Source organism: Halomonas saccharevitans, from assembly GCF_900116405.1.
Taxonomy (GTDB): Bacteria; Pseudomonadota; Gammaproteobacteria; order Pseudomonadales; family Halomonadaceae; genus Halomonas; species Halomonas saccharevitans.
Genome location: NZ_FPAQ01000004.1, coordinates 1 through 19,359 on the forward strand (window position 1 = coordinate 1; position 19,359 = coordinate 19,359).

Consider the following 19,359-nt stretch of genomic DNA (forward strand, 5'->3'; position numbering starts at 1 on the left):
TTCACTTTGGTCGGTAAAGCAGGGAGGGTATCGGCGCTGGCCCTCCTACCTCTACCGTGTGGTCCAAAGCGCTGCAGTTATTCTATGAATCCAGGATTGATGCGCTTTGTGGCCTTGTGGAAGAATGGCCCCAATACTGAAACCATAAGGTGAAGTCCGTGATCGACGCTGACGGCTTTCGCCCCAACGTTGGCATCATCATCGCCAACGAGCTGGGGCAGCTGCTTTGGGCGCGTCGGGTAGGGCAAAACGCGTGGCAGTTTCCCCAGGGAGGCATCAAGGCTAACGAGACTCCGCAACAGGCACTTTTTCGTGAGCTCCACGAGGAGATCGGCCTCACCGCCGAGGACGTCGAGATCCTTGCCTGCACCCGGGGCTGGCTACGCTATCGCCTGCCGCGACGCATGGTGCGTACCCACTCGAGGCCGGTGTGCATCGGCCAGAAACAGAAGTGGTTCTTGCTTCGGATCCGCTGTCAGGAGAGCCGGATCTGCATGGACCTGTCCGGCAAACCGGAGTTCGATGGCTGGCGCTGGGTCAGCTACTGGTACCCCCTGGGGCAGGTGGTGCCCTTCAAGCGTGAGGTCTATCGCCGTGCCCTGCGCGAGTTGTCCCCTCGGGCACAGCGGCTGGCCCTCGGTCATGGATGAGCCGAGGGCCTGACGGCATTCCCTCAGCGAGGCGAGAGACAACCACAATGGAAAAGAAGACGCCAATGCTCGAGGTATTGCGACGCATCATTCAGGAGGTCAACGGGGCCCGCAACCTGGACGCGGCGCTGGCCACCATGGTGCGACGCATCCGCAAGGCAATGCGCACCGACGTCTGCTCCTTCTACCTGTTCGACCCGGCCATCGATCGCCTGGTGCTGATGGAGACCATCGGCCTGCGTGCCCAGGCGGTGGGGCGCGTGAGCCTGCAGGTGGGGGAGGGCCTGGTGGGCCTGGTGGCCAAGCGCGAGGAGCCGCTCAACCTGGAAGACGCCCAGGCCCACCCGCAGTTCCTCTACTTCGAGGCCACCGGCGAGGAGCGCTATTCGAGCTTTCTCGGCGTGCCGATCATCCACCAGCGACGCATGCTCGGCGTGCTGGTGGTGCAGCAGTCAGAGAAGCGTCGCTTCGACGAGGAGGACGAGGCCTTCCTGGTCACCATGGCCGCCCAGCTGGCCGGCGTGCTGGCCCATGCCCTGGCGACCGGCGGGCTCAATCGGCCGAGCATCCCGGGGGGCGAGGCCCGCTTCACCGGCGTGGCGGCCTCGCCGGGCATGGCCATCGGCGAGGCGGTCGTCATCGCCGCGCCGGCCGACCTCAACAGCGTGCCGGACCTGATCCCCACCGACGTCGAGTACGAGATCGCGCGCCTCAAGGAAGCCATCGGCCGGGTGCGTAACGAGATCCGCGCCGCCGGGGAGCGCCTGGCGAGCCGTATCTCCGCCCAGGAGCTCGCGCTGTTCGACGTCTACCAGCAGATGCTCGGTGAGGCGGCGCTCTCCCAGGAGGTGGAAAAACGCATTCGTGAGGGGCAGTGGGCGCCGGGCGCGCTGGCCGACGTGGTGCGGCGCCACGTCCAGTACCTGGAGCGGGTGGATGATAACTATCTCCGTGAGCGGGCGGCGGACGTACGCGACCTGGGTCGACGCGTGCTGGCCCACCTGCAGGAGGAGACGCCCCAGACGCCGGAGGTCTACCCCGAGAGCACCATCCTGGTGGGCGACGAGATCAGCGTGGCGATGCTCGGTGAGGTGCCCCGGGACAAGCTCGCCGGGCTGGTCTCGGTGCGCGGCTCCAGCACCTCCCACGTGGCCATCGTTGCGCGTGCCATGGGCATTCCCACGGTGTCCGGCATGGTCGATCTGCCGCTGCCGCGCCTCGGCGGCAACCGGGTGGTGCTGGATGGCCACCGCGGGCGCCTCTTTGTGCGTCCCTCGCCGGAGCTCGAGAGCCACTATCAAAGCCTGATCGAGGAGGAGCGGGCGCTGATGGCGGTGCTGGAGCACGAGCAGGACCTGCCCAGCCGCACCCCGGATGGCCACGACATGCCGCTGATGGTCAATACCGGCCTGGCGGTGGATACCGTGGCCTCGCTCAAGTCGCGGATCGGCGGCGTCGGGCTCTATCGCACCGAAGTGCCCTTCATGATCACCGAGCGCTTTCCCGGCGAGCAGGAACAGACGCGCCTCTATCGCGATCAGCTCGAGAGCTTCGCGCCGTTGCCGGTGGTGATGCGCACCCTCGATATCGGCGGCGACAAGGATCTGCCCTACTTCCCCATCGAGGAGGCCAACCCCTTCCTCGGCTGGCGCGGCATCCGGGTCACTCTCGACCATCCCGAGGTGCTGATGGTGCAGCTGCGCGCCATGCTGCGCGCCTCCCAGGGGCTCGACAACCTGCAGGTGCTGCTGCCCATGGTCACCAACGTCGACGAGGTCGACGACGTGCTGCGCCTGCTCGATCGCGCCATCGTCGAGCTCGGCGAGGAGGGCGTGGCGGTGAATCGGCCCAAGGTGGGCGTGATGCTGGAGGTGCCGGCGACCCTCTACCAGCTCGATGCCCTGGCCAAGCGTGTGGACTTCTTCTCGGTGGGCAGCAACGACCTGACCCAGTACCTGCTGGCCGTGGATCGCAACAATCCGCGCGTCGCCGATCTGTACGACTCCTGCCATCCCGCCGTGCTGGCGGCTATGGCGCGACTGGGCGATGAGACGCGACGCCTGGCCATGCCGACCTCGGTGTGCGGCGAGATGGCCGGCGACCCCGCCGGGGCGCTGATACTGATGGGCATGGGCTTCAATGCCTTGTCGATGAACGCACCCAGCCTGCCCCGGGTGAGGGCGGCGATTCGTCGGGTGAGTCTCGCGAGTGCGCGGGAGCTGGTCGAGGAGACCCTGCGTCTCGATTCCCCCCTCGCCGTTCGCCGGCACCTGGAGGCGCGCCTGGGCGAATGGCAGCTGGCGCACCTGCTGCCTCCCAAGGACTGAGTCCCCGCTCTCGGCAGAGCCTGGGGAGCGCGGCTGACAGCGCGATGGTGAGACGTTCCTACGGGAGGTCCAGCGTCAGCCGCTCCACGTTCTCGCCCAGCCGGACTCCCTCCGGTCCGAAGCGTCGTTCACCGATCTCGATGACACCGTCGTCGTGCCAGCTCAGCCAGGTGGTGGCCCGCGTGCCGTAGTCACGGCCGACGATGAAGCACGACGACAGCTGCCGCTCGCGCTCGAGCCCCACGCCGGTCTCCGGCAGCGCCTCGTCATCGGCGGGCCGAGCATCGCTGAGTACGGCCAGGGCATCCTCGGGGAAGCGGCCGTGGCGCAGGCCGTGGCCGAGCCCCTGACGGGCGGCGATCAGCTTGGGCCAGGGCGTATCCAGGCTGGCGTTGGAGAGGCCGTGCAGGCCGGGTGGCACGCGCCGGAGGCAGAGAGCGTCGAGTCCGCGGTGCAGGTGCCACAGCGCCTCCCCGTCGCCCACCAGCAGGTTGAAGCCGGCATAGGCGCGAGCCCCGCCGCCCGCCAGCCGATCGAGCCAGGCCGTCAGGTCGTCGCGCTCCAGGGCCTCGCGTACCAGCTCGCCGCGGCTCGGCGACCCCGACGGCACCGTGAGGCGAGGATCGCGGACGTTGGTCACGGCGGCGAAGCGCCCGCGGCGGTGAACGGCCAGCCAGCTGCCGCCGGCCTCCAGGTCGCGGCCCCCGACGATCGCGGGGGCCTCCTCCCAGGCGCCAAGCGGCGCCGTCGGGCGGGCATGGAACTCGTCGCGGTTGGCGATCAGGCGCAATGGGAAGGCGCCGCCGGGTCGATGGTCAAAGGCAATCAGGCACATCGGGCCAGCTTAGCCGCCCGCCGGCCCGGGGGGAAGGTGGCGTCATGACAGTTCGGGCCCGGCCGCGTACACTCTTTCGCTCATCGTGCGTGCACAACAGGGACGAGAATGCAGGACGATATCCGCTTGGACCGTTTATGGTCGCGTCTGGTGTGGCCGATCTTCTGGCCGTTGCTGCTGGTCCAGGTCGCCCTGGTGGTGCTCTGCCTGCTGGTCGGTCTCCTGCTGTGGTGGATGATGCCGCCCCATGCCTCCTGGAACACCGCCTTCTGGCTGCCGGTGGCGCTGCTGCTGGGCAGCTGTCTCAACGTGGCGGTCTTCCTGACGCTGCTTCGCCAGCGCATGCGCGGTATCCAGCGCGAGGTGGACGAGGCCCTGGCCGGCGTCGAGACCTACCTGGCGCGCCACCATCGGCCCCAGCGGCAGGACCAGCCGCTCTCTCAGCGCCTCTGGGCCCTGTCGAGCGCCTGCGAGGACCTGGTGGAGGGCTGGCGCGACGACCTCGGCCAGAGCCACGCTACCGAACGGCGCCTGGTCGATGACCTCGCGGCCTTCAAGGACCAGGTCGAGCGCCTGGAGGCCGGCCGCGTCCGCGCCCGGGAAGAGTCGCGCCTCAAGTCCGGCTATCTCGGCCACCTGCGCCAGTCGCTGAGCCCCCTGATGACCTCGCTCACCGAGGTGCTGGAGAGCGAGACCCTTCGCCAGCGCGGCGGAGAGCATGACCGTGCCGCGCTGCTGGCGCTGCGCGAGCGGCTCGCCGATGCCATGCTGCTGCTCGAGAACCTCGATGCGTCCGCCGACACGCCTGCGCCGCCCGCGCCCCCCGGGGCCGCCGCTGGCGGGCGGGTGCTGATCGTCGATGACGGCCCGGTGAACCTTACCCTGGCCCGCCAGGTGCTGGAGCGTCAGGGGCTCGAGGTCGCCACGGCCACCAGCGGCGAGCAGGCGATGGAGCGACTCGAGGAGGACGCCTTCGACCTGGTGCTGATGGATATCTTCATGCCCGGCATGGACGGGGTGGAGGCCAGTCGGTGCTGGCGCGAGCGCGAGGCCGAGATGGTCTCCCGCCGGCGCAGCGTGCTAGTGGCGTTGACCGCCAACGCCAGCGACGAGGATCGTCGCCGTTTCCACGAGGCCGGCATGGACGACTTCCTCGCCAAACCCTACCGCCCCCAGGCGCTGGTCGACATGGTGCGCCAGTGGCTGGTACTGCCGGAGCCCGACCCCTCATGAGCCTCCTCGCGACCCTTCTGGCCTACCTGGCGCTGGGCGCCGCGGCCGGCACCCTGGCCGGCCTCTACGGCGTGGGCGGCGGCTTGATCATCGTGCCGGCCCTGATCGTGGCCTTCGAGCTGCAGGGCGTGGCCCCCGAGGTGGCGATGCATCTGGCGGTGGGTACCTCGCTTGCCACCATCGTGGTGACCGGAGCCTCCTCGGCCTGGGGACATCACCGTCGCGGCAGCATCCGTCGCGACTGGTTCCTGGCGCTGCTGCCGGGGCTGGTGCTGGGCGCCATCGCCGGTGTCTTCGTCGCCGGCAGCCTCTCCGGCGGGCGCCTGGGCACCCTGTTCGGCGTCTTCGTGATCCTGGTGGCATTAAAGATGGCGCTGGGGCGCGGCCCGACGGCCGGCGACGTCCAGCCGGGGCGTATCACCATGGGCCTGGCGGGCGCGGTGATCGGCGGCGTCTCGGCGCTGTTCGGCATCGGCGGGGGCACCCTCAGCGTGCCCTGGCTGTCACGCTGCGGCGCCACCATGACCCAGGCCGCGGGCACCTCGTCGGCCTGCGGCCTGCCCATCGCGCTGTTCGGCGCGGCCACCTTCGTGGTGGTCGGGTGGGGCAACCCGCTACTGCCTTCGGGAGCCGTTGGCTTCGTCATGCTGCCCGCGCTGTTTGGCATCGTGCTGGCCAGCGTGCCCTTCGCGCGCCTAGGGGTGTGGCTGGCCCACCGGCTGCCGGCTCGGCTGCTGCGCCTCTCCTTCGCCGCCCTGCTGGCGGTGGTGGGGCTCAAGTTTCTGCTCTGATCGTTTCACGTCGCTGTTTTCAAGCCACGGTTTTCAACCCGTCGCTTCCAAGCCATCGTTTCAAGGACATCCCATGTTGCGCTATCCCGACATCGACCCCGTGGCCATCGCCCTCGGCCCCTTCCAGGTCCACTGGTACGGCCTGATGTACGTGGTCGGCTTCGTGGCCGCCTGGTTCCTCGGGCGTCGCCGGGCAGAGCGCATCGGCCTGACCCGGGACGACGTCGGCGACCTGCTGTTCTACGCCGCCATCGGCGTGGTGGTGGGCGGTCGCCTGGGCTATGCGCTCTTCTATGGGATGTCCCAGTGGCTGGCGGACCCGCTGTGGATCTTCCGCGTCTGGGACGGCGGAATGAGCTTCCACGGCGGCCTGATCGGCGTGCTGCTCGCCGCGCTCTGGTTCGCCCGCAAGAAGCGCCTGGCCTTCTTCACCCTGACCGATTTCGTGGCCCCCCTGGTGCCCATCGGCCTGGGCGCCGGGCGCATCGGCAACTTCATCAACCACGAGTTGCCCGGGCGTCTCACCGATCTGCCCTGGGGCATGCCCTTTCCTGGAATGGGGCCCGCGCCGCGCCACCCCTCGTCGCTCTACGAGGCGCTGCTCGAGGGCGCGGTGCTGTTCGCGGTGCTGTGGTGGGTCTCGGCCGTGCCGCGTCGCCGCGGGCTGGTCTCCGGGCTCTTCCTGCTGCTCTACGGGGTGTTCCGCTTCCTGGTGGAATTCGTGCGCCTGCCCGACCCGCACCTCGGCTTCATCGCCCTGGGCTGGGTGACCATGGGCATGCTGCTGACCCTGCCGATGATCGCCGCGGGCCTTGCGCTGATCGCCTGGTCGCGCCGCCAGCCGGTGGATGCGAAGGTCTGAGCGGGAAGGGGAAGCAAAAGGGCTAGCGAGGTAACTGAAATTCCGGGTCCTGGGGACAAGCCGTAGAGGATGTCCTACGCCAGGGATGGCGTCGGTAGCGCCCAGGGATGGGTTCACAGCGCCTCCGGAAGGCCGGCCCCGCTCGCAGGCTTGTCCCCAGGGCAGCCCCGAGCTGACGAGCTTTTAAACTATCCGCGGTATTGCCCGGGATGGGCGCCCTCGGCCCGGGCATGTAGAATGTGCCGTCCACTTCCCAGCCTCGACGATGCCGTGACCGATCAGACGCTTCCCGCCCTCGAACAGCCCTACCTCGACCTGATGCGTCAGGTGCTCGATCACGGCACTGAGCGTGACGATCGCACCGGCGTTGGTACCCGCTCTGTGTTCGGCCATCAGATGCGCTTCGACCTCTCGCGGGGTTTCCCGCTGGTCACCACCAAGAAGCTGCACCTGCGCTCGATCATCCACGAGCTGCTGTGGTTCCTGGCCGGCGATACCAACATCGCCTATCTCAGGGAGAACGGGGTGCGCATCTGGGACGAGTGGGCCGACGAGAACGGCGACCTGGGCCCGGTCTACGGCTACCAGTGGCGCAGCTGGCCCGACCCGCGCGGCGGCCACGTCGACCAGATCGAGTCGCTGCTCGAGCAGATTCGCACCAACCCGCGCTCGCGTCGGCTGATCGTCTCGGCCTGGAACCCGGCGCTGGTCGACGAGATGGCGCTGCCGCCGTGCCACTGCCTCTTCCAGTTCTACGTGGCTGACGGACGACTCTCCTGCCAGCTCTACCAGCGCAGCGCCGATATCTTCCTCGGCGTGCCGTTCAATATCGCCAGCTACGCGCTGCTGACGCAGATGATCGCCCAGGTCGCGGGCCTCGAGCCGGGCGACTTCGTGCATACCCTGGGCGATGCGCACCTCTACCTGAACCACCTCGAGCAGGCCGAGCAGCAGCTTTCGCGCACGCCGCGCGCGGCGCCGCGGCTGGTGCTCGACCCCTCGGTGGACGATCTCTTCGCGTTTCGCTTCGAGCACATCGCCATCGAGGGCTACGACCCCCATCCGCATATCAAGGCCCAGGTGGCCGTATGAGCGAGACCAGCGCCATGACCGACGAGACCCTGATCCCCATCGCGATGATCGCCGCCATGTCTCGCAACCGCGTGATCGGCGTGGACAACCAGCTGCCCTGGTACCTGCCCGAGGACCTGAAGTTCTTCAAGCGGATGACCCAGGCCAAGCCGCTGGTGATGGGGCGCAAGACCTACCAGTCCATCGGCCGGGCGCTGCCGGGCCGACTCAATATCGTGGTCACCCGCGATCCCGACTTCCACGCCGAAGGCGTGCGCGTCTGCCATGATCTCGCCGCCGCGCTGTGGCTTGCCGACCAGCAGGCCACCATCGACGGCGTCGAGGAGATCATGGTGATGGGCGGCGCCGAGATCTACGCCCAGGCGCTGCCCTTCGCCAGCCGGCTCTACCTCACCGAGGTGGAGGTCGAGGTCGAGGGCGATGCCCGCTTCCCCGCGCTCGACATGGGCGAGTGGGAAGAGGTGCAGCGCGTGCCCGGCACGCCCGCCGAGGGCCAGCCGGACTATCATTTCGTGCAGTACCATCGCTGTTGAGAGCCGCGACGTCGATGACGTCGCCCGTCGGCGACATTTGTCACGACGCCATGCCTGGCACAGACTGGGCAGCGAGGGCCATCGTCGGTTAGGTTTACACAGCCAGGTTTACACAGCCAGGTTTACACGGCCATGGCCGGCGATGGCGGGACGATTCAGGGGCAAGGCGCACTGGAGGGACAGGACGTGATCGAGGAAGGCTTAACCCGCCTGCTGGAACGGCTGGAGCAGCGTGCCGCGGCACTGCTGTCGCTGCTGCGAGAGTCCCGCGTGCAGCAGGATGCCCTGCAGTCGCGACTCGCCGAGCTGGAGCGCCGTCGCGTTGAACTGGAAGCGAGCCATGCCGAGCGGGCCGCCGAAGCCCGCGAGGAGCAGGCCGCCCACCAGGCCCTGGCACAGCGCTGCCAGGAGCTCGAGGCGCGCATCAAGGACCTCGATGCCACTCGCCTGGAACTCGTCGAGGAGAACCGCGAGCTCGATGAGCAGAATCGCGAGCTCGAGTCGCACAATCGTCGCCTGCTGGCGCAGACGCATTCGCCCGCCGAGGCCGAGGCGGGCACGGTGCTCTTCCACCGCCAGGCGCGGCGGGCCCAGGGGCTCTCCGCGCTGATCGGCGAACGCCCGCGTCGCCAGCCGGCGGATGATGCCGTGGCCGAGTCGTCTGCTCGAGACATCGCCTCTGAGCCCCCCGCTGCGACGGCTGGTAGCACTGGTGGCAGCGCCGCCTCTGCCGACGACGAGCACGAAGCGCCGGCGCCGGCCAGGGTGGGCGAGCCGAGTGAACCCAGCGAGCCGAGCGAAGCGAACGCGCCTCACGCCGATGAGGCGCCGTCTCCCCAGGCGCTGCTGGACCAGTGGTATCGACGCTACTCCTCTACCTTCTTCAAGGGCCATACCCGGCCGCTCAAGATCGGCATCCACGAGGAGCTGACCGCACGCGAGCCCTGGCCCGAGAAGCTCGTGCGCCGGGCGCTGGCCTGCTACGTCAATCTGCCGCGCTACCTCAAGTCGGTGCGCGAAGGCGCCTGGCGCCTCGATCTGGCCGGCGAGCCGGCGGGGCAGGTGGATGCCGCCGCCGCCGAGCATGCCCACAAGAAGCTCGAGCGGCTGCAGGCCGACCGTCGAGAGCGTGGGCGCACGGGCGCCGCCCGCGGCAATTCGCGGGGGGGCGCCAAGCGCCAGGGCGGTGCCGGCGGACAGGCCCGGCACGGCAGCCCCCGAGCCGATGATGCCCCGCCCGGGGGAAAGGGGAATAAGACAAACGCCGGCGATTCTCGCCCCGCCCAGTCATCCCCCTCGGCCACCAGACCATCCGCCACCCCCTCGGCGGCCGATCCCGCCAGCCTCGATGAGAAGCTCTCCGCACTGCTGGCCAAGCACAACCAGCGTTGACTTCCCGCCGACTTGTCTTCGTCATATTCGCAGGGCATGATGGAGCCGCTCATCGCGCCAGGCGCTCGATTCGGCGGCCGTCACGCCGGCTTGAGCAGTGGGCTCGCCGGGACGGCGCCCATTTCGCCAGGCAGGAGGATGCACGGACGAACGGTGTTCGCAGGGAAGGAAAACAGTGTTTTTTTCTTGTTGCGTTCCCCGAATCCCCGGTATAGAGTTCCTCCTGCGAGCATTGGACTATAACTCAGGCTTCGCCGCGGTCTGGCTCGCGACCTGTCCTCCCGAGAGGGAGCCCCAGGCACGAGAACCGGCACCAAGACCGGCCAAGCCCGCTGACCCGCTCACCAAGACCGGGCAGCCACGATCGAAACAGCAAGCTAGTCAATAAGGAACTATCGCAATGAAAAAGACACTGTTAGCGACTGCTATCGCCGGTGCCCTGGCCGCTTCCGGCGCCCAGGCCGCCACCGTCTACAACCAGGACGGCACCAAGCTCGACCTGTACGGCAATCTGCAGATTGCCTACCGTACCATCGAGCGCGCTGACGCAAATACTGGTGACGTTGAGTCTAAAGACGATCTCTTCGACAACGGTTCCACCCTGGGTGTGGCCGGCGAGCACGTGATCTACGACGGGCTGACCGGCTACTTCAAGTACGAGTTCGAAGGCAACGCCGACGAGGCTAAGACTCAAGGCGGTCTGAACAGCGGCGACCAGGCCTACTTCGGCCTGAAGGGTAACTTCGGTGACTCGCGCCTGGGTTCCTGGGATCCGCTGATCGACGACTGGATCCAGGACCCGATCACCAACAACGAGTACTTCGACGTCTCCGACTCCAACAGCCGCATCGTGGGTGTCGAGGATTCGCGTGAAGGCAACAAGCTGCAGTACATGTCGCCCTCCTTCGGCGGCCTGCAGTTCGCCCTGGGTACCCAGTACGAGGGTGACTTCGAAAGCAACGGCTCTGAAACTGTTGACGGCGTCGGTAACTCCACTCTGAACGTGAACCAGGACGACGACAGTACTGCCTCCTTCTTCGGTGGCGTGAAGTACACCGCCGGCGCCTTCTCCATCGCCGCGGTCTACGACAACCTGGGCAACAACGACGGTGACTACACCGGTGTTGACTCTGACGACAACGCCATCAGCGGCGACTTCGACGCCGGCGACCAGTACGGTATCACCGCCCAGTACACCGTCGATACCCTGCGCGTGGCTGCCAAGATCGAGCGCTTCGAGTCCGACAACGACTTCGTTGCCGACACCAACTTCTACGGCGTGGGTGCCCGCTACGGCTACGGCATGGGCGACATCTACGGCGCCTACCAGTACGTCGACGTGGGTGGTGGCGACTTCATCGATACCGCCGACGACGCCTTGACCAGCGGCGACTGGCCGAACGAGCGCGAAGACGAGAGCTACAACGAGATGATGATCGGGGCGACCTACAACATCTCCGACGCCATGTACACCTTCGTCGAGGCCGCCTGGTACGATCGCGAAGGCGATGTCGATGACGGTATGGCCGTGGGTGCCGTCTACCTGTTCTAATCCCCTCGCAGGATCCTCCTGCCCGTAGGGTGGAACACCGAAAGCCGATCCTCCGGGGTCGGCTTTTTTCATTCAGGACGTATCAGGACATAGGCGAGGGTTCATGAAACAGCCGATCATCACCGCAAGCCTGCTGGCCCTGGGGCTGGGGCTCGCCAGCGCCCCGGCGCTCGCCAGCGAGACGGCGGAGCGCTTCCGCGAGCAGGGCAAGCAGCTCGACCTGACCGGCTTCCTGCAGGCCGACAACGACGCCCGCAGCCGCAGCTTCCTCTACGGCAGCCCCCATGAGCATGACTTCACCGTCAAGCAGGCGGGCGAGTACCTGTTCGAGAGCGAAGTGCCGGGCGGCGAGTCCGAGGACTACCGCGTGGCCGCGGCGCTGCTGGACGACCAGGGCCGGGTGATCGCCCGGGGCGAGGCGCTGGGCCAGAACGGCGGGCTCGCCATGCGCCAGCGCCTGGCGCCGGGCGACTACGTGCTGCGCGTCGAGGGGCGCAAGTTCGGTACGCGCAGCACCACGGGCAACAGCTTCTATATCACCGTCGCCGGCCTGGATGAGAACGGGCGCCGCCTCGAGGAGGGCGTCAGCGACGGCCAGGGGCTGATCTTCAGCGGCAGCGCGCGAGAGGGCAATCGCAGCGTCTTCGTGCGCGGCCGGGACGACGACGTGGCGACCCTCGCCGCACCGGCACCCGAGACGAGTGGCGGCGCGGCGACCGGCGAGGCGTCCGCCAGCGCGGCAGCGAGCGCCGCCCCGCAGGCCGAAGCGCAGGCGCCCTCCGCCGAGCAAGCACCGGCCCAGGCCTCGAGCGGCGTGGAGACCATCGTCACCGACGTGAAGATTCGCGCCCGCGGCGAGGTGCTGACCTTCGACATGGCCGAGCGCGGCAGCGTCGCCATTACCACCTCGACCTATCCGACCGGCTACGAGGATACCTACCGCCTCGAGCTCGAGGTGCTGGACGCCGACGGCCGAGTGGTCGCCGAGGGCGCCGGCGAGGGCTTCGACGGCGACGTGGACATGCAGACCGAGTTGTCACCGGGCCGCTATCGCATCCGCGTGCAGGGCCAGAAGTTCGGCTCGGCGATGTCCGGCGTCAACAACTACGAGCTCAAGGTGCAGAAGCGGGATCGCCCGTAGCTTCGCCACGACGGCCGTGGCAGACGACGATCCTTGGAGATGAAGAGGCCCACGGCGCACAGGCGCCGCGGGCCTCTTTGTTGGGCGTTACGGTATCAGGCATCGAGGGCCCGCTGGCCGTCAAGAATCCTGGTCGTCGAGCATCATCTGGATCATTTCCTCGAGTGCCTCGACCTTTTCCTCGAGCGCCTCGACTTCGCCCTCCTGCTCAGACGTCTGGACGTATTGTTCGTTGATCTTCTCCATGTGCTCCTCGATGGCCGCGGAGTCCATGGCCTGCGCGGCACCGCCCATCAGCAGCAGGGTCAGGAAGCCGGCAGTCAGCGTCTTGATGTTCATGGGGCACCTCACATGTGACGAAATGGTCAGGACCTGCCACCAGGTCCTATTTAGTTGGTGTCTCCCTGCTCGCGTTCCTTACAGCGGGCAATGGACCCTCCTGCACTATGGCACTGGATCCATCACCCGACCATGTTCCGAGGCCCGCAGGCGAAGCCACCGCTTATCGAGAGATCTAAAAGCCTGGCCGGCCAGAGCCCGTGCCGGCCTCAGAAGCGGTACTTCACCATGCCCTGCAGGCGCAGGGCGTCGCCGTCACGGCCATCGACCACCTCGCGTGTGTGGTAACCGGCCTCCAGGCCGTAGCTGACGCGCTCGATGGGCGACCAGATGTAGTTCAGGTGCAGCGCCTCGAACTGCTCGTTGGCGCTCTTCACGTTGACGATGCCGGTCTCGCGGGCATCGTCCAGATCGGCCTTGGAAATGCCATAGCCCAGGTTGACGGTGCCCGGCCCGGCCTTGAGGCTCATGCCGACGTTGGCGCCCCAGGCGGTGACGGTGTCGATGTCACCCTGTGACAGGTAGCCCGGCGCCGAGGGGTTGTTCTGCAGGTATTCGCCGATGCCGTCGCCGTAGGTCAGGGCGCCGCGCAGGGTCAGGCGCTCGCTGGCCCGGTAGCGAGCCGCCAGGTTCAGGCCCCAGCCCGTGGCGCTGTCGTCGACGCCCGAGAGGCCATCGTCGCTTTCGACCTCCAGCTGACGCAGCATCGCAGAGGCCGAGTAGTCGAGCCCCGCGGCCCGGCTCTGGTAGCGCAGCGTCAGGTCGGGCAGGCCGGTCTTGGCATCCTCGGCCACTTGATAGATGCCGCCTCCGGCCTTGAACGCCTCGGCAACGCCGTCCCGATAATCCTCGGGGTCGGGGTTTTCCAGGGCGAGGTGCCACTGGCCCCAGGAGTAGCGCAGCTGTGCCTTGCGGCCGATCTTGCTCTGGCCCGGCTGAGGCGCGAGGTCGATGGTCGGCGTCTTGCCCAGCCGGCTGCCGAAGTTGGTCCAGGTCTTGCCCGCCAGCACCCCGTTCCAGCTGCCGTAGGCGTGGCGCAGTCGCAGGTCGCCACCCTCCGGCGCGTTATCGAACCAGTCGACTTCCACGCGGGTGACGAGCTGGCTATCGCCGGCGGGCGTGGCCGTCTTGAAGCCCAGGCGTGACTGATAGGCGTGCATCGTGGTGTGCCCATCGCTGCCGTCGGGCTGGCCATCGATGCGGATGCGCGGGCGAGCCGCCAGGTCGCCCAGTTCGTTGTCCACGTCGTAGATCATGTCCAGCTTGGCATAGCCGTAGAGGCTGACGTCGGTGTCGCCGATCTCGATATCCACGGCGTGGGCGGTGCCGGCGATCGCCAGGCCGAGAGCGCCGGCCGCCAGGCAAGAGGCGCGCTTCAGGGAGACATGCGGTGTCATCGGGTCGTTTCCTTGTGCAGTTTCGCCGCCGAAGCGGGGGAGGTTCGGCGACGCCCGTGGCTCCCCTGATGATCCCGGTGCCGCCGATGGTTGACATGCTAACCATCCCTAGACGGGCTTCCCATATAAGCAAGTGTTTAAAACTTGATTTGCCTCAATGAACGGTAAAAACCACGTTTTTTTATCAAAAAGACGACAAGATGAGTCGTTTTAAAGGATTAACGTCATATTATGGTCTTGCGATGAATCAATCGCGGGTCGGGTTTTTGGAGCCAATCGAAGCTCGGCTGTCAACGAGAAGCACAGTGTGACGAGTCTGTTAAACCGAGACGTCGGGGCGTGATAGCGTCTGGCAGAGATGGTTATCCCGCCTCTGATGGTCTCGTGCCGATGCCCTCGGGATCTCTGCGTCGATGCGGCAACCTGACTCATTCCGGGTCATTCCGCGCCAGATTATTATTCTTTTATCTTATAAAATTATTCAAAAGAGTACGGGATAATGATCACGCCAATGTGTCGTCGCCTGCCGCTGGTGGCCTGCATCGCCGCCTGGAGCAGCGTTGCCCAGGCCGAGACCGATACCCTCGCCACCATGATCATCGAAGGGAGTGCCGGCGTTCCCGGCGAGTCATCGATCACACCCCGCCAGTCGCCGGCGCCGGCAGCCGATGCCGGCGAGTGGCTGAGGCGAATCAACGGCGTTGAGGCGATCCGCATGGGCGGTCACGGTCTCGATCCGGTGATTCGTGGCCAGCAGGGCAATGCGCTGAACATCCTGGTGGATGGCGGCTATGTCTTCGGCGCCTGTCCCAACCGCATGGATCCGCCCACCGCCTATGCGCCACTGCAGAGCTTCGATCGGGTGACGGTGAGCAAGGGGGTGACCACGCTTCAACATGGTGCCGGTGGCAGCGGTGGCACCGTACTCTTCGAGCGGCTGCCGCCGGCGTTTTCGGGGCGTAACGTCCAGCAGCGGGGCAGCGTGGGGGCGAGCTTCGACGACAACGGTGAGCGTGCCGGTCTCTACGCCAACCTGGTGGCTGGAAACGAGAATGGCTACTGGCGGCTTAACGGCGAGCGGCAACAGGCCAACGATTACGAAGACGGCGACGGCCGGCGCATCCACAGCGGTTACGAGACCACCAGCGGCGGCGTCACTCTGGGGTTCACACCCACGGACGACACCGAGGTGGCGTTCGGTTACGAGGGCGTGCGCGAGCGCGACGTCGCGTTTGCCGGCGCCGGCATGGATTCTCCAAAGAGCGACAACGACACCCTGCGAGTCCGCCTCGATCACGCCTTCTCCGATACCCTGCGGGTGGAGAACCGCCTGCAGTTCACGACCATCGATCACGTGATGGACAACTACACGCTGCGCGACGCGCCGATGATGAAGATGCGTTCGCCCACCGAGTCCGACACACTCACCTGGAAGAGCATAGTGGTGCAGCAGCAGGCCAACAGCGACCTGCGATTCGGGCTCAATGTGCTGCAGAATACCCGCGACGCGCGGATCATCAACGATTCGAAGGACGTGGTGGCGTTCCTCTCCTGGCCGGACGTGACTACCCGCCAGTCGGGGGCGTTCGCCGAGCTGGATCACTATCTGGGCGAGCGCACCACCCTGAGCGGCGGCCTGCGGCTGGACTATTCCGAGGCCAGCGCCGATGCCGCCCACCAGGCCAGCGAGACGGGCGTGGTGGCGGTCGATCTCTACCGGCGCGAGTACGGGGTGGCGGGCGACCTGGACCACGAGGCCTGGCTGGTGGGCGGCTTCCTGCGCGGCGAGCAGCGCCTGAACGACACCGACACCCTCTATGCCAGCTTGAGCCGCGCCGAGCGCGACGCCGACGCCACCGAGCGCTACTTCGCCAAGGGCGACTGGGTGGGCAATCCCGGCCTCGACCCCGAGGTGCATCACCAGCTCGACGTGGGCTTCGAGCGTCGTCTGGCACACGCCGGGATTGAGCTGACGGCCTTCGCCGACCGCGTCGATGACTATATCTACCGCGCCGAAACCACTGGCGGGGTGAGCACGTACCGCAATATCGATGCGACGCTCTATGGCATTGAGCTCTCCGGTGATCTGCGCTGGGCTCGGCATTGGGAGACGCGGGGACAGCTGAGCTGGGTGCGTGGCGACAACCTGGATGATGGCGGCGCCCTGTCCGATATTGCGCCGCTGCGCGGGCGGCTCTCGCAGTTTCATGTGCGCGAGGCCTGGGAGGCCGGCCTTACCGCCCGTTTCTCCGATGCCCAGGACCGCCTGGGGCCAGGCGAGGTCTCCACGGCAGGCTATGTGGTGCTGGATGCCGAAGCGGCCTGGCATGGGCGGGCCATGACCCTGCGCGCGGGCGTCAGTAACCTGCTCGACAAGACCTACAGTGACTTTCTCAATCGCAACCGCAGCGCCAGCGATCCTTTCCTGGCCGAGGATCCAGACAATCAGGATCTGCCGCTGAACGAACCCGGACGCAGCCTCTGGGTGGGCGTCGATTATCGTTTCTGATTGATCAGCGTGGGGCGCGTGTCGAAAAGACGGGAAGGTGAGGCTGGGGGATAGTTTGGCGCCCCCATCAGGATTCGAACCTGAGACCTTCCCCTTAGGAGGGGGACGCTCTATCCAGCTGAGCTATGGGGGCGCGACGCAGCGCATTATAAGCGCCTGAACGGCCGAGATAAACCCGCGCCACTCCCGGGCAGTGTCCCGGGCCATGAGTCCGGCGCGATTCCCGGGTAGAATGCGCCCATCTTAGCTTCCGGTGGCCGGCATGACCGAACCTGTCTCTCCTCTCTCGCCAGCGGGCGATCGCCATTTCGACGGCTTGGCCGACAAGTTCGCCGCGAGCCTTTACGGCGGTGCCCGGGGCGAGCTGCGTCTGGCGCTGCTCGATCGCCTGCTGCCCGAGATGCTCGACCTCGACGGCCAGCCGCTGCTCGACGTCGGCGGCGGCCTCGGCCAGCTGGCCGGCTGGTTCGTCGGGCGCGGTCACCCGGTGACCCTGGCTGAGCCCTCCGCCGAGATGCTCGCAAGGGCCAGGGAACACCTGGCCGGAAACAACGTCATCTTCCATCAGACGCCGCTGCAGGCCCTGCCCGGAAAGGCCCCCGGGCCCTGGTCGCTGATCGCCTGCCATGCGGTGCTGGAATGGCTGGCCGACCCGCGCGGTGCCCTGGCTACCCTGGCGAGCCTGCTCGCCCCGGGCGGGCAGCTCTCGCTGATGGTGTTCAATCGCGACGCGCTCAGGCTCTCCAACGTCGTCAAGGGCAACCTGGAGAAGGCCCTTGAGGACCGTCTGGAGGGCAAGGGGCTTCGCAAGCGGCTGACGCCGATCTCGCCGCTGACCCACGGGCAGATTGAGGCCTGGAGCGCCGAGAATGATCTCGTGATCCGCGAGGTGGCGGGCATCCGAGTGTTTTCCGACTACCTGCGACACCCGCCGGAGAGCGAGGCCGATCGCGAGCGCCTGCTGGCGCTCGAGCATCGCTACTGCCGGGCCGATCCCCACTGGCGGCTCGGCCGCTACCTGCTCTACACGCTGGAGCGCCCGATCCATCCCGCACAGGAGGCCACCCCATGAGTGCTGAGACCCCCGTCTGCCAGCTGCTGGAGCGACAGGCGTTTGATTACCGCGGCTGGCTCTGGGTGGCGCCGCCCAGGGACGCCTGGCTGGAGGCGGGGCAGGGCCGCCTGCTCTCGGCCGACCAGGCGGTGCGCGCGGCCTGGCAGGCTCGGGGTCTATCGGCGCTTTCGCCCTTTGAAGAAGTCGACGAGGCACCTGCCGGGGCCGTGCTGTTCTGGCCCAAGAGTCACGCCCTGGGCGAGTGGTGGCTGCTGTGGCTCTGCGCCCACCTGCCGCCGGGCACGCCGCTGCAGCTGGTCGGTGAGAATCAGGGCGGCATCAAGCGCGTGCTCAAGGTGCTGGCGGCGCTGGGGCTTGGCTGTCGCAAGGTGGACAGCGCTCGGCGCTGCGGCCTCTACGCGACTCGCCTGGACCGGGTGGGGATCGATCCCGACGCGGCCTGGATGAGCTTCGAGGCCGAGGGCCTGAAACTGGTCAGCCATCCCGGGGTGTTCGGCCACGGCAAGCTCGACGACGGCACCCGGCTGCTGCTGGGCGAGTTGCCCGGGGCGTTGGGTGGGCCGCTGGGGGAGGGCGCCGACGAGGCGGATATTCTGGATGTCGGCTGCGGCGACGGCATCCTCGCCGCCTGGCTGGCGCGACGCGGCGCTCGGGTCACCGCGACGGACGTCAACGCCTTCGCAGTGGAGGCGACGCGGCGCACGCTCGCGGCCAACGGCCTGATTGGTGAGGCGCTGGAAAGCGACGTCTACTCGGCGCTAGACGCCCGGCGCGACGGCGCCCGACGCGACGGCGCCCGACGCTTCGACGTCATCATCAGCAACCCGCCCTTCCACCAGGAGCGGGCCATCGACTACGGCCCGGCGGGGCGGCTGATCCGCGAGGCGCCGGAGCACCTGAAGCCCGGCGGCCAGCTGCTGCTGGTGGCCAACATCTTCCTGCCCTATCCGGACCTGTTGACCCGCACCTTCGGCGGCTTCGAGATCCTGGCCGACGATCGGCGCTTCCGGGTCTATCGGGCGATCAAGGACGGATCGAGGGGCTGATCAGGGCTTGATCAGGGCTTGATCAGGTCTGGGGGGCGCGATAGGCGATATCGGTGATCAGGTAGGTGGTCTCGCCGCCCGGCGCGGCCACCGTGGCCTCGTCGTCGAGCCCCTTGCCCAGCAGGGCCTTCGCCAAGGGGGCATCCACGCTGATCCAGCGCCTGGTGGTGTCGGTCTCGTCGTGGCCGACGATGCGGATGGCCAGCTCCTCGCCTTCTTCGTCTTCCAGAGTGACGAAGGCGCCGAAGTAGACGCGCTCGGTATCCGCAGGCAGCCGGTCGACCACGGTCAGCTCGTCGAGGCGCTTGGTGAGATAGCGGATGCGCGCGATGACCCGGTTGAGCTCCTTCTTGTTGTAGGTGTAGTCGGCATTCTCGCTGCGATCGCCCAGCGCCGCCGCCTCGCCCACCTTGGTCGAGAGGGCCGGGCGCTTGACCCGTGAGAGGTGGTCGAGGATGCCGCGCAGCCGCTCGGCCCCCTCGGCGGTGATCAGGTTGCTCTTGGGTTCCTGACGCGGGTCCTTGGCGGGGTCGCGCCAGCGCGTCATGTTGCGGCCCTTCATCAAATTTTGCGCGGGATACCCGG

The 19,359-nt window shown here is 67.4% G+C and carries 17 protein-coding genes and 1 tRNA gene; 13 read left to right on the forward strand and 5 right to left on the reverse strand.

Features of this window, described 5'->3' with window-relative positions; translation table 11 throughout:
* Window positions 1–158 precede the first annotated feature (158 nt).
* Together BM388_RS02920 and ptsP are read left to right on the forward strand one after the other, a co-directional pair.
* Complete coding sequence (locus BM388_RS02920) at window positions 159–650, forward strand: RNA pyrophosphohydrolase (RefSeq protein WP_089847053.1); 492 nt, start codon at window positions 159–161, stop codon at window positions 648–650.
* A gap of 65 nt (window positions 651–715) precedes the next feature.
* Window positions 716–2,977, forward strand: coding sequence for a phosphoenolpyruvate--protein phosphotransferase (gene ptsP, locus BM388_RS02925; RefSeq protein ID WP_089847055.1), 2,262 nt, complete (start codon window positions 716–718; stop codon window positions 2,975–2,977).
* Between the two features lie 58 nt (window positions 2,978–3,035).
* Here ptsP and BM388_RS02930 read toward each other — a convergent pair whose 3' ends face one another.
* Window positions 3,036–3,812 (reverse strand): NRDE family protein, encoded by a 777-nt coding sequence (locus BM388_RS02930; protein ID WP_089847057.1) that lies wholly within the window; start codon window positions 3,810–3,812, stop codon window positions 3,036–3,038.
* 126 nt (window positions 3,813–3,938) lie between these two features.
* On the opposite strand from BM388_RS02930, the gene BM388_RS02935 reads away from it, so the two are divergent.
* The 8 genes from BM388_RS02935 to BM388_RS02970 all read left to right on the forward strand — a co-directional run bounded on the left by BM388_RS02935 (window position 3,939) and on the right by BM388_RS02970 (window position 12,408).
* Entirely contained in the window at window positions 3,939–5,045 is a 1,107-nt protein-coding gene (locus BM388_RS02935; protein WP_139233887.1) for a response regulator, read from the forward strand.
* A complete protein-coding gene (locus BM388_RS02940; RefSeq protein WP_089847061.1) occupies window positions 5,042–5,836 on the forward strand; it encodes a sulfite exporter TauE/SafE family protein in 795 nt (264 codons plus the stop codon). The genes BM388_RS02935 and BM388_RS02940 overlap by 4 nt, the downstream gene beginning before the upstream one ends.
* 73 nt (window positions 5,837–5,909) lie before the next feature.
* Entirely contained in the window at window positions 5,910–6,698 is a 789-nt protein-coding gene (lgt, locus tag BM388_RS02945) for a prolipoprotein diacylglyceryl transferase (RefSeq protein ID WP_089847063.1), read from the forward strand.
* A 237-nt stretch (window positions 6,699–6,935) separates the two neighbouring features.
* A complete protein-coding gene (locus BM388_RS02950) occupies window positions 6,936–7,790 on the forward strand; it encodes a thymidylate synthase (protein ID WP_089847065.1) in 855 nt (284 codons plus the stop codon).
* Between the two features lie 14 nt (window positions 7,791–7,804).
* Entirely contained in the window at window positions 7,805–8,323 is a 519-nt protein-coding gene (locus BM388_RS02955) for a dihydrofolate reductase (protein WP_425431901.1), read from the forward strand.
* A gap of 132 nt (window positions 8,324–8,455) precedes the next feature.
* Window positions 8,456–9,715: a ProQ/FINO family protein gene (locus BM388_RS02960; RefSeq protein ID WP_089847068.1), complete on the forward strand. Its 1,260-nt coding sequence runs from the start codon at window positions 8,456–8,458 to the stop codon at window positions 9,713–9,715.
* 400 nt (window positions 9,716–10,115) lie between these two features.
* The gene (locus tag BM388_RS02965) at window positions 10,116–11,267 is read left to right on the forward strand and encodes a porin (RefSeq protein ID WP_089847071.1); all 1,152 of its coding nucleotides are present in this window, start codon (window positions 10,116–10,118) and stop codon (window positions 11,265–11,267) included.
* 103 nt (window positions 11,268–11,370) lie between these two features.
* Window positions 11,371–12,408 (forward strand): hypothetical protein, encoded by a 1,038-nt coding sequence (locus BM388_RS02970; protein ID WP_089847073.1) that lies wholly within the window; start codon window positions 11,371–11,373, stop codon window positions 12,406–12,408.
* A gap of 120 nt (window positions 12,409–12,528) precedes the next feature.
* On the opposite strand, the gene BM388_RS02975 is transcribed toward BM388_RS02970, so the two are convergent.
* Both BM388_RS02975 and BM388_RS02980 read right to left on the reverse strand, forming a co-directional pair.
* Window positions 12,529–12,747, reverse strand: coding sequence for a hypothetical protein (locus BM388_RS02975; protein ID WP_089847075.1), 219 nt, complete (start codon window positions 12,745–12,747; stop codon window positions 12,529–12,531).
* 209 nt (window positions 12,748–12,956) lie between these two features.
* Complete coding sequence (locus tag BM388_RS02980) at window positions 12,957–14,144, reverse strand: DcaP family trimeric outer membrane transporter (protein WP_089847076.1); 1,188 nt, start codon at window positions 14,142–14,144, stop codon at window positions 12,957–12,959.
* Between the two features lie 499 nt (window positions 14,145–14,643).
* Here BM388_RS02980 and BM388_RS02985 point away from each other — a divergent pair, with 499 nt between their 5' ends.
* A complete protein-coding gene (locus BM388_RS02985) occupies window positions 14,644–16,653 on the forward strand; it encodes a TonB-dependent receptor domain-containing protein (protein WP_089847078.1) in 2,010 nt (669 codons plus the stop codon).
* Window positions 16,654–16,709: 56 nt separating this feature from the next.
* Here BM388_RS02985 and BM388_RS02990 read toward each other — a convergent pair.
* Window positions 16,710–16,786 (reverse strand) — tRNA-Arg (locus tag BM388_RS02990).
* Between the two features lie 129 nt (window positions 16,787–16,915).
* Between BM388_RS02990 and BM388_RS02995 the strand changes: the two genes are divergently transcribed.
* Both BM388_RS02995 and BM388_RS03000 read left to right on the forward strand, forming a co-directional pair.
* On the forward strand, window positions 16,916–17,725 hold the full coding sequence (locus BM388_RS02995) for a methyltransferase domain-containing protein (RefSeq protein WP_089847080.1): 810 nt from the start codon (window positions 16,916–16,918) through the stop codon (window positions 17,723–17,725).
* Window positions 17,722–18,774 carry a methyltransferase gene (locus tag BM388_RS03000; protein WP_089847082.1) on the forward strand — a complete coding sequence of 351 codons (1,053 nt, stop codon included), beginning with the start codon at window positions 17,722–17,724 and terminating at the stop codon, window positions 18,772–18,774. The genes BM388_RS02995 and BM388_RS03000 overlap by 4 nt, the downstream gene beginning before the upstream one ends.
* 22 nt (window positions 18,775–18,796) lie before the next feature.
* Here the strand turns inward: BM388_RS03000 and greB are convergent, their stop codons facing one another.
* Window positions 18,797–19,336 carry a transcription elongation factor GreB gene (greB, locus tag BM388_RS03005; protein WP_089847085.1) on the reverse strand — a complete coding sequence of 180 codons (540 nt, stop codon included), beginning with the start codon at window positions 19,334–19,336 and terminating at the stop codon, window positions 18,797–18,799.
* Window positions 19,337–19,359 lie beyond the last annotated feature (23 nt).

What these genes read in the sequence shown, in the direction of transcription:
- ptsP (WP_089847055.1), top strand. Translation starts at nt 716, where the DNA reads ATGCTCGAGGTATTGCGACGCATCATTCAGGAGGTCAACGGGGCCCGC.
- BM388_RS02930 (WP_089847057.1), bottom strand. Translation starts at nt 3,812, where the DNA reads ATGTGCCTGATTGCCTTTGACCATCGACCCGGCGGCGCCTTCCCATTG.
- BM388_RS02940 (WP_089847061.1), top strand. Translation starts at nt 5,042, where the DNA reads ATGAGCCTCCTCGCGACCCTTCTGGCCTACCTGGCGCTGGGCGCCGCG.
- lgt (WP_089847063.1), top strand. Translation starts at nt 5,910, where the DNA reads ATGTTGCGCTATCCCGACATCGACCCCGTGGCCATCGCCCTCGGCCCC.
- BM388_RS02950 (WP_089847065.1), top strand. Translation starts at nt 6,936, where the DNA reads ATGTGCCGTCCACTTCCCAGCCTCGACGATGCCGTGACCGATCAGACG.
- BM388_RS02955 (WP_425431901.1), top strand. Translation starts at nt 7,805, where the DNA reads ATGACCGACGAGACCCTGATCCCCATCGCGATGATCGCCGCCATGTCT.
- BM388_RS02960 (WP_089847068.1), top strand. Translation starts at nt 8,456, where the DNA reads ATGGCCGGCGATGGCGGGACGATTCAGGGGCAAGGCGCACTGGAGGGA.
- BM388_RS02965 (WP_089847071.1), top strand. Translation starts at nt 10,116, where the DNA reads ATGAAAAAGACACTGTTAGCGACTGCTATCGCCGGTGCCCTGGCCGCT.
- BM388_RS02970 (WP_089847073.1), top strand. Translation starts at nt 11,371, where the DNA reads ATGAAACAGCCGATCATCACCGCAAGCCTGCTGGCCCTGGGGCTGGGG.
- BM388_RS02975 (WP_089847075.1), bottom strand. Translation starts at nt 12,747, where the DNA reads ATGAACATCAAGACGCTGACTGCCGGCTTCCTGACCCTGCTGCTGATG.
- BM388_RS02980 (WP_089847076.1), bottom strand. Translation starts at nt 14,144, where the DNA reads ATGACACCGCATGTCTCCCTGAAGCGCGCCTCTTGCCTGGCGGCCGGC.
- BM388_RS02985 (WP_089847078.1), top strand. Translation starts at nt 14,644, where the DNA reads ATGATCACGCCAATGTGTCGTCGCCTGCCGCTGGTGGCCTGCATCGCC.
- BM388_RS02995 (WP_089847080.1), top strand. Translation starts at nt 16,916, where the DNA reads ATGACCGAACCTGTCTCTCCTCTCTCGCCAGCGGGCGATCGCCATTTC.
- BM388_RS03000 (WP_089847082.1), top strand. Translation starts at nt 17,722, where the DNA reads ATGAGTGCTGAGACCCCCGTCTGCCAGCTGCTGGAGCGACAGGCGTTT.
- greB (WP_089847085.1), bottom strand. Translation starts at nt 19,336, where the DNA reads ATGAAGGGCCGCAACATGACGCGCTGGCGCGACCCCGCCAAGGACCCG.